A 14,651-nucleotide genomic window follows, 5' to 3' on the forward strand; every position below is an offset into this window, starting at 1 on the left:
AATGCGGCACAATGCGGGTCGCACGCAGGAATGCCCTGCTGCGGCCACCCTGAGAACTTGAAAACCTGAGTAAAGCTGGAGAACCCCACATGCAGCGCAAGCGCTTTGATGACATGCAATGCCCGATCGCCCGTTCGCTGGACCGCGTGGGTGAGTGGTGGAGCATCCTGATCCTGCGCGATGCCTTCTATGGTCTGTCGCGCTTCGATGAATTCCAGAAGCACCTGGAGATCGCCCCCAACATCCTGACCCGCCGCCTGGCCGGGCTGGTGGAACAGGGCTTGCTGGAGAAGGTGCAGTATTCCGAACGCCCGCCGCGCTACGAATATCACCTGACCCCGCGCGGACGCGATTTCCGCCCGGTGCTGCTGGCCCTGCTGCAATGGGGCAATACCCATTTCGCTCCGGAAGGTGCGGCCGTGATCCTGACCGACGTCGAGACCGGCAAACAGGCCATCCCCATGATGGTGGATGCCAACACCGGCAAGCCCATCACCCCCAAGACCCACATCATCGCCGAAGGCCCGGCGGCCAGCGACAAGGTCAAGCGCAGCATTGCCGAGCTGCTGGAACGACGCGCCGCCGCTGCTTCCTGAGCGGCGCATCGTGGGGGGGGGGCACACCGGCTAGGCTGCCTGGCGGCTGCCGGCAGGATCGGCCAGCCGGGCGAACTCGGCCAACAGCGCGATGACCACCATGACCGCCGCGCCCAGGAACATCAGGCGATGCTGGCCATGCACCAGGTTGAAGAGTGCCGAGAAACCATAGGCCGCCAGCGCCATCAGGGCCGCCGAAAACACCGTGGCGCGGCTCCACACCAGATTCTGCTGCACCGGATGGTGCGGCAACAGCTCATGCACCCGGGCCACTGCCAACGGCACCATGCCCGGCGCAAACATCCCGATCACCAGGGTGTACATGCCCAGCAGCAGATGATTGTCGCTCTGGTACACGCCCACCAGCATCGCCACCTGCACCACGCTGAACAGGGCCATGCCATTCTGCGCACCAGCCTTGTCCGCTACCCAGCCATACAGCGGCGGACCGACGATGGCGCCGACACCGTACAGCACCCAGAACAGCGCGCCATATTCGGTCCCCATGCCCAGCCCGCGTGAGATGTAATCCACCAGGAACACCATCGGTGCCACCGCCGAGGCCGCCATCAGCGCGTATTGCGCGAACAGCAGCTTGATGCGCCAGTTGGCCGTGGTCACGTGTCGTGGCGCCGGGTGCGCTGTAGCAGCTGCACTCTTGTGGCCCTGTACCGGCGGCCAGGCAAACCAGCTCGCCGCGCTCAGCACGGCCGACAGCACCGCCAGCCCGATCCAGGTGACACGCAGCCCCATGCCCAGCAGCAGCGGAATGAGCGTACCGGTCGCGGCGATGCCCAGCCCCAGCCCGAGGAAGATCGCACCGCTGGCGCGCCCCCGGCTGGCCGGCGGCACGTGCGGCAGGATGGTCCCGGCCACCAGCACCATCACCACCCCGCCGGCCACACCCGAGAGCAGGCGCCAGACGAAGTACCAGGCCAGCGACAAGGGGAAGGCACAGGCCAGGAAGGTCAGCGTGATGAGCAGCATCATCAGCCGCAGCGCGCGCTGGTTGCCGATCCGCCCGCCGATGGGACGGGCGATGAGCGCGCCGATCAGATAGCCGGCCAGATTGGCGGCACCCAGGTAGATCACGCTGGAGGTGGAAAACCAGTGCTGATGGATCAGCTCGGGAATGAGCGGCGTAAAGCCGAACCTGGCCAGCCCGATGCTGACCAGGCTGGCGGACAGCCCGGCGAAGATATAGCGCCAGACCTCGGCGCGGGTAGCGGAGGGCGCGTGGGTGGCGTGGGAGGGGTCACCCACAGGGTTTTGTGAACGCATGATGGCCTGCCTGTTCAAGTAGATTCAACGTGGATTGCAAGTTGACCGATGAGCACCGTGGTCGGGTGCTATGTTTGACATTAACGTCAATGTTGACACTCTAGTCAAAATTGACATGAGCGTCAAGAATGGGTTTAATGTGTGCATCGTATCGACAACAACAGGAGACCGGGATGGCAGGCGTAAGGCAGTTTGACGAGGACGAGGTATTCGAGGAAGCGCTGGCCGTGTTCTGGCAGAAGGGCTATGCCGCCACCACCATGCAGGACCTGGCGGCGGCCACCGGCGTGCAGCGCGGTTCCCTATACAACGCCTATGGCGACAAGGAAACCTTGTTCCTGCACGTCTTCGGCCGTTACCGCGACAGTTACCTGACGCAGTTGCGCCAGGCGCTGGCGCAGGAAGACCCGCGCCTGGCCCTGCGCCAGTTCCTGCATTACATCTTCCGCTCGATGCGCACCGGCAAGCCCTCGCGGGGCTGCCTGAGCACCAAGACGGCCCTGAGCGAGGAAGGCAAGGAAGAACAGATCCGCGCCGTGATCCGGGGGTTGCTGGATGACATGGAAGCGGTCCTGCTTGAGCGCTTCGACCGGCCGGACACCCGCAGCCAGTTGAGCATGACCCCGCGCGAAGCGGCCCGCATGGTGGTCTGCATGACACGGGGACTGGTGGTGCTGGAGCGCGTCTATCAGGACGAGAAACGGCTCAAGGAAATGGCGGAGATATTGATTGGGACGCTGCTGCCCGAAGAGGGCAGCAGGAAATAGTCGGTTCGGACAACCACAGTGGCTTGATGCTCCGGCCTTGCCGCTGGAGAGCCCACATTCCACATACGCACAAATATGCCCTGAGCGGCGTAAGTAGTTGGCTTGGGGGGAATGTAAATTTTTCGACCTCTAACCGGATGCTGCAAAAATGCAAGTCATAAGGAATTCGCCCGACATTAACCATCCCAACGGGGGGCAAGATGGGAGTTCTCTATTGGCTCGAAAGCATTTCCATTTCAATAACTAAGCCTAAGCAATGAAGAGATATTTCCCCTCGGAAATCTTGGATTTGCAAATCGGTGGCATTAGTTGCGGATTATTTGGCAGACATACGGACACATCGGTCACCTATATACGGATTTTTATTTTAATAATTATCTCTTACGGCCAATTAAACAATATTCAGACTAAAACTCTTACGCCAAATTTCTCCTATTTCGGCGTTTCGAGTCTAGCTCTGTTGCTTTTTCCAATATGTCATACTTGACCCGAATTTCTATATAGAACTCAATACCCGAGTTCTATCGCTGAAGTTGCTATTTTGCAAAAAATTAACTGGGGTGAAGATGTTTCGGTATTTTGGCTCTAAAGCCTCGACGGCGCAGGGGGTCGCAGATTTGGCGCTGGAAGGATTGCATTCAGCAACGGTTGCTGACGCATTTGGCGGTATTGGTAATATAGGCGCGGCTTTCAAGCGTCGGAATTGTCAAGTTACGACTTGTGACTTATTGGATGTTCCGAACGCATTTCAGCACACTCGCCTCGTTTGCCAACGAATCCCGCACTTCGGAAAAGTCCGGGAAGAATTGCAACTAGATAGCATTGATTCAGTATTGGCCGCACTCAACGGAACGAGTCGAGCATCTTCGTGGTTCGTTCGTGAATACTCTGAGCAGCGCAACTTTTTTACTGCCGGAAATGCGGTGAGAATTGGTTCGACGTGGGCAACCCTTTGTCGTTGGAATAAACGTGGGCTGCTCTCTGAAAACGAACGTAAGTACCTTATTGCATCCTTTATTAACAGCGTCGATGCGTGTGCCAATACAGCTGGCACTTACTATGCCTACCTAAAAACATGGCATCGGAAGGCATTAAGACCATTTGAAATGTCGTTCTTCCCCATTGAAACGGGATTTAAAGCGGGACAAGCGTTGAAGGGCGATGCGCTCGAGTGTTTACGTGGAAAGTCGTTCGATGTTTTGTATCTTGATCCCCCATATAACGCACGAGATTACTCTCGGTACTATCACCTTCCGGAGACATTGGCAGGATTGAGGCCGTTGAAAATAGATATTGAAAGTAAAGCGGGGCAGCCATTTGTGAGGGCCGATAAAGGGCCGGCGATTCGGAAAGCTATGCACCTTTCATATTTAACTGAGCTAATAAGTTCAGTTAAATGGAAGAGGCTTGTGGTGCAGTATGCCGACGGTGCCTTTATTCAAATTCCGCAATTAAAAGAGGCTTTGGCTTGTCAAGGACGCCTGAAATCCTATGAAGTCTCGGCATTAGGGTATATGAGTAAAAATGGAACAAGGCAACATAAACAACATGTCTTCGTCATTGACGCATGAACCCCGAATTCTGCCCGATGCGCTATCGTTACCAGCTGATTTGCGGGCTTTCGCAAATGTCAAACTAATTGCATTCGATCTTGATGGGACTTTAATCAGCCATCATGCTGAAGCACCGGGGGATAGGTTGGTCGACCTGTTTCTGGCATTCAGACAGTCTAAAGTTTTATTGACTCTTGCTACTGGTCGAACGCTCAAAGGAGTATCGGTTGCTTTGGGGCAGTTGAAGAATCTTGCACAAGCTCCACTAGTTCTTTACAACGGCAGCGTCGTTATGAAGCCTGAGGATCAGACGCTGATCGCTCATATTGCAATCTCTCGTCACTTCGTGGAAAGCTTTTTAGATCAATTGAGGGGAAGCTCCGATGTATCCGCGTTTCTTTATTGTGTTGATCCTGAAGCGAATTTCATCGGTGGGGGAGCTAGCACTGAAGTAGTGTATTTTGCGGGCTCGGGATTTGATAAAGCGAAAGAATTTAATGGCATGACGCCACGGCCGATCACGGATTTTCGTTTAGAGAGTGCTGAGGTAGTAGCCATTTTGGTGGAATCGCGAACAGGACAGGCACGCGAGCAATTATTGAAGTACTTGCAGCAAGCTAATAACGTCTCTATAACATCCAGCGGTACCAAGTACATTGAAATTCGCCCGGCGGGATCATCGAAAGCAGTCGGGATGCAATGGTTGTGCGACCGATATCAGATTAATCCGATGAATGTCCTTGCCGTGGGGGATAACGACAACGACGTTGAATTACTTTCTTGGGCGGGAATAAGCGTCTCTGTTGGAGGAGCATCTGACGCTGCTCGCAGAGCTAGCAAATACTATTCTCAGCATGGCGCTGGCAAAGCTGCAATTGAGATTTTAGAAATCGTAAAGCACGCTCAGCGTTTGTTTAAAGGGGGGAGAAAGAATGGCGGCAAAAGCTAATAAAACAAATGAATTAATAGCAAAGCTAAAAAGTGATGCTGACGAGTTTTTTATATCTGCTTTTGAAATAGATAGGCGCTTAAGCAGTATCGCGCTTTCCTTAGGTTTTTCTTCTCTGCAGGTGGAAATTCGAATTGCAGATGTAACTCACGTCTGGGGAAGATGTGATTCAAAAATTCCGGCGCTTTCAGACAAAGTGGGCACCGGATCAGATGTAAAAATCCAAATCTTCATTAATGAAAATGACGGTGATCCATCGGACGTGACAACCCAAAAATTTCTTCACCAGTTACTTGATGCGGTGAAGGCAGTCTGGGCAAAGAGTAGTCGCAATGCACATGGCGGGTTAAACCTGAAGATTAGCAGTGCTGAGAACTTGTTCCAAAACTCTGTACGCAACTTAGCGACAAGCACAAATGCGTCGAAATTAGCGGTTGCATACATTGATGTTGACCACTTCAAGATGTTAAACGACGTTTGTGGTCATGACGAGGGTGATAAAGCACTTAGAAAAGTCTATGCGGAAATGCATCGAACCATGCGTAGCCTCAATGGATTGGCATTTTTCGATGGCGGCGACGAATTCATTCTGGTGATTCCTTCAGACGATCGAATGATGATTGCCAACCATATTTGGGAATTACGGGAGGCGATTAGAGGATTTTCTTTTGGTGACATTGCACATCGTATTGATATTACGGTTGGCATCGTCTTGGCGCCGCTGCATGACGTTTTAGAGCATATTAGTGATGTCAAAGTGGCCGCAGAAAGTCTGACCAAGAATCAAACGAAGAATACGGATAAGAAGCCGACGAAGCGCCGTGGAACTATCAATTTCTCGGTAGACAATACAAATCATAGTGCCGTGGGGTTAATTAAATCTGGAGCGGAGTATTTTCTTAAGTTAGGGACTGCGCTATCTCGGAGTCATCAGTTTGTACAGGATGCCTTTGAGGATGAGCGTCTTAATTTAATTGCTCATCAGGTTGAAAAGACTTGGAGTAAAAAAAAGGACGTGGTGGCGTTGGAATCGGCGGTACAAGATGTTCTGAAGTGGTTTGGTAGTAAGGTGAGTGGAGGATTTAGTGAATCCTCGCTTATTCCTAACGGCGTGAGAGTAGATTCAATACCGCGTTCGGCTATTGCAATCGCTGTAGTTCATGGCATTGCAAAATCCTTAGCAAAAAAGCGCCCAAAGAATGTCGTCGGCCCAGTTTTGAAGTGGAGTAAAGACGGCAGGGAATTATGTGTTTCTCATGCGGGTAAGCTAATCTGGGGTTCTTGGCCTTCCAATGTTGAAGGTGAATTGACATATGGTCCATTGATATGCGAAGGGGTTGATGGACGTAGTGAAGGGGTGGTTGTCGGCTTGCAGATTGGTTTTCCTAATAAACCATTAACCCCAGCAAAAAATGCACTTCCTTCTGTTTTCTTTGCTGCGCATGTGCGAGTGGATGATCGTCCCCGATCTGGTGGTGGACTACCAGATTTCTGGCAGATTGCGCTAGCTCAGATAATTAGTGCCTTGGAGAAGAGCAGGCCGGGCACCAAGATTATTTCTTGGGGGGGAACGCCGGAAGATACTGAGATTTACAAACGACTGAAAAACTTGAAATCTTGGGAGATAGATGACGTTTCTTCTTTGACGGGGATACCCAGCGAGAGGATTAAAATAATTGCAACGGGACTTCCACAACGAGTCGAGGTGGTAAAGAACTCAATAGATCTCTTGAATAGCATCTATGACGCGTCTCAAGAGTTTACTGGTGCGGCTTCTTCTAATGTGAAGAAAGACGATGTAGAGAAAATCCTGCTTCATCGCCCAATGACAACATCCGCTGCGCTAAGTCCATCTGAGGGCGTGGTGTGTAACACCGCATCGTTGGCATATCCGATCGTCATCGATACTTTGCGAAAATCCCCTGAAGTGCGTTTAGTGTTGGATGACTCAGACCAACAGAATAAGCAGCTTCTAGCCTTCAAGGTGAAACTGCTCAGCCCCTTAACAGATCCTGTTCCATCATTTCTGCGTCAACAGCAAGTAGAACTAGATGAATATGCTCGACAAGTTTTACTTGATTCCAAGGGTTTGATAAGAATTGAGCTCGAGAAGAGTAACCAGATCGAGCCTTTTGTTAGTCATCTGGCTAATTATATTGGTGATCCTAAGATTGGCCGTTCGACTCGTCGAGCATCGTTAGTGGTTCCTCATGTGCCGACGCCTGATGGTGAGCCAGCGCCGCTGGGTTTGACTAGCGTTTGGGCGACTCCGCGATTTGAGGGCACAGATGTGTTCCTCGATTTTGTATTTATATGGCGTACTGTTGAAGCGTTTATCGGATTTCCTTACAGCCTGTACGGCTCGATTCGTCTTGCGGAACAATTACTTAAGCAAATAGATATAGCAGTGGGAAGTGCGGATAGAAAAACCGCGCAGATCGGCGAGGTCGTATACATAGCAATGAGCCTGCATCTTGGTGATGACGAGTACCACATGCGCGTTGCCAAGCAAATTGTTGATTCGTCGAGCGACTAATGATTTCTTTTGTGGTTGCGACTGAACGTCTATTGGCGAAGGTCTTGGAAATCCAGGAGCTTTCATTTCTTAAGCAGCAAGATGATCTTTTTATCTTCGGCTCGAACGAACCAGTTTCCGGACCGGGAAAACAAGTGCTTCTGAATTTAGGGTTTGTGAAGATATTCGAAGATTGCTATGTGCCAGATCAATGTGCTGATTATTCGCGAGAGCGGATCGTTAGAGTTCTGTTCGAGAGTATTGGTGCGGAATCATATTTAAAACGCATCACCATACAGAAGAATGTTGGTTGCTATCAAGTATTGTTGCGGCGAGCTGTAAATCAGACACCGAATCTCTCACGAGTATTAGATGTGGGATGCGGCCCTGGAACTATCTTGGATGCTGTGGACGGGAACAGTTTTCACATTACTGGTTTCGACTTTGTTGAGGACAATCTAGTTGCCGCACGGAAAAAAGGTTTGAACACTGTTGGGAGCAAAGAACTAATGCTGCTTCCGGCTAATTCTGTTGACCTCGTTATCTGTAGCTTTGTTCTTCACTACGAGTCATTGTCTCTCGCGATGATCTCCCAAATAGCATCTCTTATACGTCCGTATGGCTTATGGGCTGCGAATTTCCATAAAGACCGTGGATATTCATGGTTCACTGAGATGCTGATTAAAACTGGTACCTATCATTTGAGAACGGAAGAGTCAGAGTTTGGACGGCTGCTGTTTGCTACAAAATTAGAGTCTTAAATGAAATCCGAAAAGTTGTTTTCACCTCTCGATCAACACGCTAGAAGCTGGCTTAAGCATGGTCTCATCTCATCCTTTAATGGCAGTTCTGAAACCTTAATTTCGACATGCCAACATAATAGAGTTGGATACCTATCGAATGTTGCTGAACTGAACCCTATAAAAAATCCTTCGCCTACCTATCTTTTTCCTTCGGGTGATGAGTTTCAATTGGGGAGGCAAACGATCATTTCGGGATGTGTCGCTGCATCTCCTACTGTCGATGGAATCGATGAGGTCTTATTGCAGTTGATCCCAATTTGGATCCAGCAATATGAAAATACTGCATCGGAAGCGAGTAGGTCCGATTGGGAAAGGGCTGTTATTGGTCCTCTGGAGGTGGGCAGCACGAACCACGCTCTTATTGAGCGTATTGAGCTGGCTCGTACTCGAATCCGAGAAATGGAGGATTTGCGCACTACTCAGTTTTCACGTTCTGCTTACTACATGGGGTCGAAGTCAGCGCTTGCACCAGCGTTGTCGGAAATTCTTCAAACACTCGTCACTCCCGATACCTTGATTCTGGATTTGATGACTGGCTCAGGTTCAGCTGCGGGAGTTTTTAGTCGAAGTTGGAAAACGTTAGCATCTGACGCGCAACATTTTTCAACTCTCCTAGCGAAAGTTCAAGGCGGAGGTATGGATGCATCAACGGCAGAGAAGTGTGCTGAGGAGGTTCTTAAGAATGCTCGAATTCATTATGATGCGTTACCGTCCTACATACATGACCAAATAAAAATCGAAAATGATTTCCTCACGCGAGATTTGACGCCACATACGATCGCAGAATTGAAAGCATGGCTTAGCGAGTATCCGCGAGTTAATAATCCTACTGCTCCCAAGAAGGATGACCTTATGGGACTGGTAGTAGAGCGCAGGATCAAATTTTCGAGTGAACCTTATTTGCTCTTTAGTGCTTATTACGCAAATCTTTTTTATGGTGTGCGACAAGCTGCCGAAATTGATAGTTTACGATTTGCGGTTGAGCAACTTCTTGATGAGGAGGTGCGGCAATGGGCCTTGGGTGCTTTAATATGCGCTGTGAGCAGTTGCGCTTATTCATATGGCGGCCATTTTGCTCAGCCTAAGTTGGATGTTAGTAACGGCGAGAGAATCGAACTTCTTGCAAAAGAGATGTTGTCGAATCGAGGGCTATCCGTATCGCACGAATTTTTTGTGAGATTTTGTGCGTTGGCTACAGAAAGTGAAAAGATTCCTTATTCAATCGAACAAATCAAAGGGCCATGGGAGGCCGCGATTGATGTAATGACCTCTCGTTCTAAGGATGGACCTATTTGCGTTTATTTCGATCCTCCATACACTCGGGATGAATACAGTCGCTACTATCATGTTCTCGAGACGCTAGTTCGTTATGACTACCCGGATGTAAGCGGAAAACCATCTATCCCAAAGCGCGGAGCGTCCGGTCGGTATGCTTCTGGTTTCTCAACTCGGACGAATCAGCAGATTGAGTTATTACTCGCGCAAGTATTGGAGCAATGTTTGGATCGAAACTGGACTTGCCTTTGGAGTTATTCGAGTTCAGCAGCCGCGACGATCGACAGTGTACTTAATCGGATTGCCGAAAAAATAGGGTCCGTCGATATATTTTCCATGGACCATATCTACAAAGCGCAGGGAAAACACAAATCGAAGCCGGTAAAGGAATATGCAATATTCATACGTCCTATTGCGCGGCATCAGTGATGCGCTGAAAACCAATCCTGTTTGTGGGAATTAACTTCGAGGTTTTGGTAACCGTATCGAATCCCCATATATAACCTAAGCCTCGCTGCCCTGATTTCAAAATATTTGTTACTTTTGAGACGTGCTGAGCATCCGCTCCACATACCGCGCAATCAGGTCAATCTCCAGATTGACCTTGCTCCCCGCCTTCAGATGCTTGAGGGTGGTCACTTCCACCGTGTGCGGGATCAGGTTGATCGAGAAACGGCAGGCATCGGTCAGGTCCTCGACCCGGTTCACCGTCAGCGACACGCCGTTGACCACGATCGATCCCTTGTAGGCCAGGTACTTGCCCAGCGCCTTGGGGGCATCGACGATCAGTTCGCGGGATTCGCCCACCGGTTCGAAGGAGTGCACCTGGCCCAGGCCGTCGACATGGCCGGAGACCAGATGGCCGCCCAGGCGCTCGGCCAGGGTCAGGGCCTTTTCCAGGTTGACTTCGCCGGGGGCGTCCAGGCCGGCGGTCAGGCGCAGGCTTTCGCGGGAGACATCCACGGTGAAGCCGGTGGCGGTCTTTTCGACCACGGTCATGCAGGCGCCGTTGAGGGCGATGGAATCGCCCAGGCCGACGTCGCCCATGGGCAGCGCGCCGGCATCGATGGTGAGGCGCACACCGGCATCGGGGCCGGTGGCCAGGGGGGTGACGGAAGTGATGGTGCCGACGGCGGCGACGATACCTGTGAACATGGTGCGATCCTGATGCAAAAAAGTGGGAAGTCGATTATTCGAAACGTGCAAGGATACGCAAATCCGGCCCGACCTGCTTGACCTCATGGAAGCGGATGCCGATCTTGCCCGACAGGTCTTCCAGCGGTGGCAGCTCGAACATGTTGCGGCCTTCGCCGATCAGCGCGGGGGCCAGGTAGACCAGCAATTCATCCACGCAGCCTGCGCGGATCAGGGCGCCGTTGAGCTTGGCGCCGGCTTCCACGTGCAGTTCGTTGATCTGGCGCTGGCCCAGTTCGCGCAGCAGGCCGTCGAGGTCGACCTTGCCTTCGGCATTGGCCAGCAGGATCACTTCGGCGCCTTCGGCTTCCAGCGCGGCGCGCTTTTCGCGGTCGTCGGTGGCGGTGAAGACCCAGGTGTTGCCGCCCTGGATCACGCGTGCCTCGGGCGAGACGATCAGCTTGCTGTCCACCACGATGCGGCGCGGCTGGCGCGGGGTGTCGATGGCGCGCACGTTCAGTTGCGCATCGTCCTTCTGGATGGTGCCGATGCCGGCCATGATGGCGCAGGCGCGGGCGCGCCAGATGTGGCCGTCGTCACGCGCGGCCTGGCTGGTGATCCACTGGCTCACGCCATTGTGCAGGGCGGTCTTGCCGTCCAGGCTGGCAGCGCTCTTCATGCGGACCCAGGGGCGGCCGGTGCGCATGCGGCGCAGGAAGCCGATGTTGATGTCGCGGGCATCCTCTTCCAGCATGCCGCAGGCCACCTCGATGCCGGCTGCCTGCAGGCGTGCCAGGCCCTGCCCTGCCACCAGCGGGTTGGGGTCGGCGATGGCGGCCACCACGCGGCCCACGCCGGCACGGATCAGGGCGTCGGCGCAGGGTGGGGTGCGGCCGAAGTGGCTGCAGGGTTCCAGGGTGACGTAGACGGTCGCATCGCGTATATCGGCCCCGCGTGTGGCGGCATCGGCCATGGCCTGGATTTCGGCGTGATTGCCGCCAGGCGGCTGGGTGAAGCCGGCGCCGATGACGCGGCGGTCCTTGACGATGACGCAACCCACACGGGGGTTGGGGGTGGTGTCGAGCATGCCGAAGCCGGCCTGGATCAGGGCCAGGGCCATGGCTTGCTGGTCATTCTCGATGTCGAACTGGTAGAGCGGGTCTTCTGTAGGAGTCATGGCTTGGGCAAACGGAGGAGGCCGCCGTGCGGCGGGCCGGATGCCCGTCAATATACACGGCTTTGTGCGGCCGTCCTTGCGCCGGCGCAGGCCTCACTCATTGCCGGCCTTGCTGCATTGGGGATCCCGCCCGGGGGTGCAGACGCGTACTCTTCCCAGGAAATTGATCACCACCACCCGCTCCTGCCCGTCATGGCTGAAATACCAGCTGCCCCGCGTCACTGGCTGGCCGCCAGGCTGGTAGGCCACCAGTTCGCCGCCCGTGGTGTAGGCCACCGAGATGGTGCTGGCCAGGGCCTGCCGGCGCGAGACGACGTGCTCGCCGACCATGATTTCCCAGCCGCTGTGCCAGTCGTCGCCGGCGACCGGTCGCATCTCGGCGCGGCGGCCATGGCGCAGGGCTTCGGAGCGGGTCAGCTGGACGCTGTGGAAGAACTCGTTGGCGGCCGTCACCAGTTGCTGTTCATTGGACAGGTTCTGCAGCGCCGGTACGCCGGCTGCCAATACCAGCCCGGCGATCAGCAGGACCACCATCAGTTCGATGAGCGTGAACCCTCGGTGACGCCCGTGTGGCTGAGCGGGTCTCACCAGCAATCCTTGCCATCGGCGCGGCGACCGCCCCGGCTGTCCAGATAGAGGGCACCGCACTCGGTGTCGCCATAGTTGCGATTGACGCCTTCCGCGCCCGGGCTGGCCTTGAGCAGCACGCAGGTGGACAGCGTTTCGCCGTCGCAGGCGCGGGCCGAGAGCGCATAGGCGCTGGTCTCGGGTGTGGCGCCGGAATACCACTTGAAACCGCCCGTGCCGCTACCCGCCGTGAAGCCCTGGTAACGGTGCTGGTGGGAAAAGTGGCGCTCCTCTTGCAGCAGCAGCTGCAGCAGGGCGGCGCGGCCTTCGGAGCGGCCTGCCTTCTGGATGATGTGGCGATAGCCGTTCCAGCCCATGCCGCCCAGTATCACCACGATGGCGAGCACGATCATGATTTCCAGCAGGGTGAAGCCGTATGACGGCGTTTTGAGGTGACGAGGCAGAGGTTTCATGTCATTCATGTGAAGGTAGATAAAGGGTGCGCCAGGCCAGCCAGCGGCAGCCCGAGGCTGCGGATGCGGCAGATGCCTCGCCATCCGACAGGCGCACCACGGCCTGCAGCGCGACCATGGCACCGTTGCGGCCGTAACCCACGGCGCTGAGGCGATAGACCGGCGCCGGTGCCGTTGCCGGCATCCCCGGGGCAGGGCTGCCGGCGGTCCCGGGCAGGCTTTCGATCAGATAGCGAGGGGAGGTGCTGCCCTGGCTGTTGGGCAAGCGGCGTCCGGTGAACTGGCCATAGGCCGCCGCCGTAGCACGGGCGCCCACCATTTGTGCCGGCAGCCAGCCACTGCGTTCGGGGTGGCCCAGGCACAGCCCTAGCCCGTCTGCATCGGTGCGGCACTCCAGCGGGGATGCGAACATGGCGGGATCGATGCGCCGGACCCGGGCGATGTCGTCGCAGGCGTCTTCCAGCGTGGCCTCTGCCGCCAGCCGGGCCTGGGCGTGATCGCGGTGATTGCGGGCGGCGCGTTCATCCAATAGCAGCAGCGAGGTGGTGGCCGCACCCAGCAACAGGAGCAGGCTCAGCAGCATGAGCGCGATCATCAGCGTGGCGCCGCGCTGGTGGCGGCATGGATGTCCGGTCTGCAGGCGCATCAGGGGCCAGTGGATATTCATCGCATTGCTCCGGTGCTCAGGTTGCGCAGCATCACGGTGGTGCGGAAGACGGTTCGTCGCCGCTGCTCGCCGTCCTCTTCGGTGATGCGCCAGCCAGGGTCGGTATGGCGACCGGGCGGGAACAGGTCGAAGCTGCGCGCCGGCGCATCATCCGCTGCCGGTCGACGCTGGGTGCCACGCACCAGCAGGGCGATGCGGACCAGCATGACCCGTTGCCAGCCATCGGCGGGCATGGCCGAGGCATCCAGCCAGCGGTCCGGTGCACCGTCGTCATCGCTGTCGATGGCGTAGCGCAGTTGCATGGCCTCCACGCCGCGTGCGATGGCGTCGGAGGTCCAGTTGCCGTTCTTGCCCTGGTAGCGACAGCGCAATTCCGCCTCACCACCGGTGCCGGGCGCGATGTAGTAGATGACCCAGCTGCGGGCCGCTTCCTGCAGCGGCCCGACCGGGGCCTCGGCGCCACTGCAGTTGACCACCTCGCTGCGGCTGCCACGCGGCGCGCCGAAGAAGCCCAGCATCAGCAGGTCGCTGTGGTTGACGCCGTCACCGCTGCTGCTGCCGAACCTGCCGGTGGCCGGGTCCAGCAGCTCGGCCTGGCGGCTGTCGTCCAGTCCGCGCAGTCCTTGGCGGGTGGGCATGGCGTCGTCGGCGAGGTTTTCCCAGGGCAGGTGTCCGGCCTGTTGCAGGGCCTGCTGCAGGTGTTCCAGCGCCAGCCGGCCGGTTTCCTGCACGCGTCCGTGGTCGTCGATGTCCTGGTAGACGCTGCGTGCCTGCTGCAACATCACACCGGCTGCCAGCACCACCAGCAGGCCCACGGCCAGGGAGATCATCAGTTCGATCAGGGTCAGGCCATCTTGCCGATGACGCTGCCGGCGAACCTGCCTGGTCATCATG

General features: G+C 55.4%; 14 protein-coding genes. 7 read left to right on the forward strand and 7 right to left on the reverse strand.

Features of this window, described 5'->3' with window-relative positions:
- Positions 1 to 89: 89 nt before the first annotated feature.
- Positions 90 to 596 (forward strand): winged helix-turn-helix transcriptional regulator, encoded by a 507-nt coding sequence (locus HFRIS_RS15140; RefSeq protein WP_006464272.1) that lies wholly within the window; start codon positions 90 to 92, stop codon positions 594 to 596.
- A gap of 30 nt (positions 597 to 626) precedes the next feature.
- On the opposite strand, the gene HFRIS_RS15145 is transcribed toward HFRIS_RS15140, so the two are convergent.
- Entirely contained in the window at positions 627 to 1,877 is a 1,251-nt protein-coding gene (locus HFRIS_RS15145) for a YbfB/YjiJ family MFS transporter (RefSeq protein WP_006464273.1), read from the reverse strand.
- Positions 1,878 to 2,050: 173 nt separating this feature from the next.
- On the opposite strand from HFRIS_RS15145, the gene HFRIS_RS15150 reads away from it, so the two are divergent.
- From HFRIS_RS15150 to HFRIS_RS24915, 6 genes are all read left to right on the forward strand, one after another.
- A complete protein-coding gene (locus HFRIS_RS15150; RefSeq protein WP_006464274.1) occupies positions 2,051 to 2,644 on the forward strand; it encodes a TetR/AcrR family transcriptional regulator in 594 nt (197 codons plus the stop codon).
- 566 nt (positions 2,645 to 3,210) lie between these two features.
- On the forward strand, positions 3,211 to 4,215 hold the full coding sequence (locus HFRIS_RS24895) for a DNA adenine methylase (protein ID WP_081626867.1): 1,005 nt from the start codon (positions 3,211 to 3,213) through the stop codon (positions 4,213 to 4,215).
- Positions 4,169 to 5,146, forward strand: coding sequence for an HAD-IIB family hydrolase (locus HFRIS_RS24900; protein ID WP_152486705.1), 978 nt, complete (start codon positions 4,169 to 4,171; stop codon positions 5,144 to 5,146). The genes HFRIS_RS24895 and HFRIS_RS24900 overlap by 47 nt, the downstream gene beginning before the upstream one ends.
- Positions 5,130 to 7,682 carry a GGDEF domain-containing protein gene (locus HFRIS_RS24905; protein ID WP_039875959.1) on the forward strand — a complete coding sequence of 851 codons (2,553 nt, stop codon included), beginning with the start codon at positions 5,130 to 5,132 and terminating at the stop codon, positions 7,680 to 7,682. Before HFRIS_RS24900 ends, HFRIS_RS24905 begins: the two co-directional genes overlap by 17 nt.
- Entirely contained in the window at positions 7,682 to 8,422 is a 741-nt protein-coding gene (locus tag HFRIS_RS24910) for a class I SAM-dependent methyltransferase (protein ID WP_081626869.1), read from the forward strand. Before HFRIS_RS24905 ends, HFRIS_RS24910 begins: the two co-directional genes overlap by 1 nt.
- A complete protein-coding gene (locus tag HFRIS_RS24915) occupies positions 8,423 to 10,168 on the forward strand; it encodes a DNA adenine methylase (protein ID WP_209443022.1) in 1,746 nt (581 codons plus the stop codon).
- 108 nt (positions 10,169 to 10,276) lie between these two features.
- On the opposite strand, the gene HFRIS_RS15160 is transcribed toward HFRIS_RS24915, so the two are convergent.
- The 6 genes from HFRIS_RS15160 to HFRIS_RS15185 all read right to left on the reverse strand — a co-directional run bounded on the left by HFRIS_RS15160 (position 10,277) and on the right by HFRIS_RS15185 (position 14,650).
- Positions 10,277 to 10,894: a riboflavin synthase gene (locus HFRIS_RS15160; protein ID WP_006464276.1), complete on the reverse strand. Its 618-nt coding sequence runs from the start codon at positions 10,892 to 10,894 to the stop codon at positions 10,277 to 10,279.
- A 34-nt stretch (positions 10,895 to 10,928) separates the two neighbouring features.
- Positions 10,929 to 12,050, reverse strand: coding sequence for a bifunctional diaminohydroxyphosphoribosylaminopyrimidine deaminase/5-amino-6-(5-phosphoribosylamino)uracil reductase RibD (gene ribD, locus HFRIS_RS15165; RefSeq protein ID WP_006464277.1), 1,122 nt, complete (start codon positions 12,048 to 12,050; stop codon positions 10,929 to 10,931).
- 93 nt (positions 12,051 to 12,143) lie between these two features.
- Positions 12,144 to 12,638 (reverse strand): GspH/FimT family pseudopilin, encoded by a 495-nt coding sequence (locus tag HFRIS_RS15170; RefSeq protein ID WP_244436307.1) that lies wholly within the window; start codon positions 12,636 to 12,638, stop codon positions 12,144 to 12,146.
- Positions 12,635 to 13,090, reverse strand: coding sequence for a type IV pilin protein (locus HFRIS_RS15175; RefSeq protein WP_006464279.1), 456 nt, complete (start codon positions 13,088 to 13,090; stop codon positions 12,635 to 12,637). Before HFRIS_RS15175 ends, HFRIS_RS15170 begins: the two co-directional genes overlap by 4 nt.
- A 1-nt stretch (position 13,091) precedes the next feature.
- Positions 13,092 to 13,757 (reverse strand): pilus assembly PilX family protein, encoded by a 666-nt coding sequence (locus tag HFRIS_RS15180; protein ID WP_006464280.1) that lies wholly within the window; start codon positions 13,755 to 13,757, stop codon positions 13,092 to 13,094.
- Complete coding sequence (locus tag HFRIS_RS15185) at positions 13,754 to 14,650, reverse strand: PilW family protein (protein ID WP_006464281.1); 897 nt, start codon at positions 14,648 to 14,650, stop codon at positions 13,754 to 13,756. The genes HFRIS_RS15180 and HFRIS_RS15185 overlap by 4 nt, the downstream gene beginning before the upstream one ends.
- Position 14,651 lies beyond the last annotated feature (1 nt).

This window comes from Herbaspirillum frisingense GSF30 (assembly GCF_000300975.2).
Lineage (GTDB): Bacteria > Pseudomonadota > Gammaproteobacteria > Burkholderiales > Burkholderiaceae_D > Herbaspirillum > Herbaspirillum frisingense.

Bases quoted from the DNA above. Each gene is read 5' to 3' on its own strand.
- HFRIS_RS24900 (WP_152486705.1), top strand. From the start codon at position 4,169: ATGGAACAAGGCAACATAAACAACATGTCTTCGTCATTGACGCATGAA.
- HFRIS_RS24905 (WP_039875959.1), top strand. From the start codon at position 5,130: ATGGCGGCAAAAGCTAATAAAACAAATGAATTAATAGCAAAGCTAAAA.
- HFRIS_RS15185 (WP_006464281.1), bottom strand. From the start codon at position 14,650: ATGATGACCAGGCAGGTTCGCCGGCAGCGTCATCGGCAAGATGGCCTG.
- HFRIS_RS15180 (WP_006464280.1), bottom strand. From the start codon at position 13,757: ATGAATATCCACTGGCCCCTGATGCGCCTGCAGACCGGACATCCATGC.
- HFRIS_RS15150 (WP_006464274.1), top strand. From the start codon at position 2,051: ATGGCAGGCGTAAGGCAGTTTGACGAGGACGAGGTATTCGAGGAAGCG.
- HFRIS_RS15140 (WP_006464272.1), top strand. From the start codon at position 90: ATGCAGCGCAAGCGCTTTGATGACATGCAATGCCCGATCGCCCGTTCG.
- HFRIS_RS15145 (WP_006464273.1), bottom strand. From the start codon at position 1,877: ATGCGTTCACAAAACCCTGTGGGTGACCCCTCCCACGCCACCCACGCG.
- HFRIS_RS24910 (WP_081626869.1), top strand. From the start codon at position 7,682: ATGATTTCTTTTGTGGTTGCGACTGAACGTCTATTGGCGAAGGTCTTG.
- HFRIS_RS24895 (WP_081626867.1), top strand. From the start codon at position 3,211: ATGTTTCGGTATTTTGGCTCTAAAGCCTCGACGGCGCAGGGGGTCGCA.
- HFRIS_RS15160 (WP_006464276.1), bottom strand. From the start codon at position 10,894: ATGTTCACAGGTATCGTCGCCGCCGTCGGCACCATCACTTCCGTCACC.
- HFRIS_RS24915 (WP_209443022.1), top strand. From the start codon at position 8,423: ATGAAATCCGAAAAGTTGTTTTCACCTCTCGATCAACACGCTAGAAGC.
- ribD (WP_006464277.1), bottom strand. From the start codon at position 12,050: ATGACTCCTACAGAAGACCCGCTCTACCAGTTCGACATCGAGAATGAC.
- HFRIS_RS15175 (WP_006464279.1), bottom strand. From the start codon at position 13,090: ATGAAACCTCTGCCTCGTCACCTCAAAACGCCGTCATACGGCTTCACC.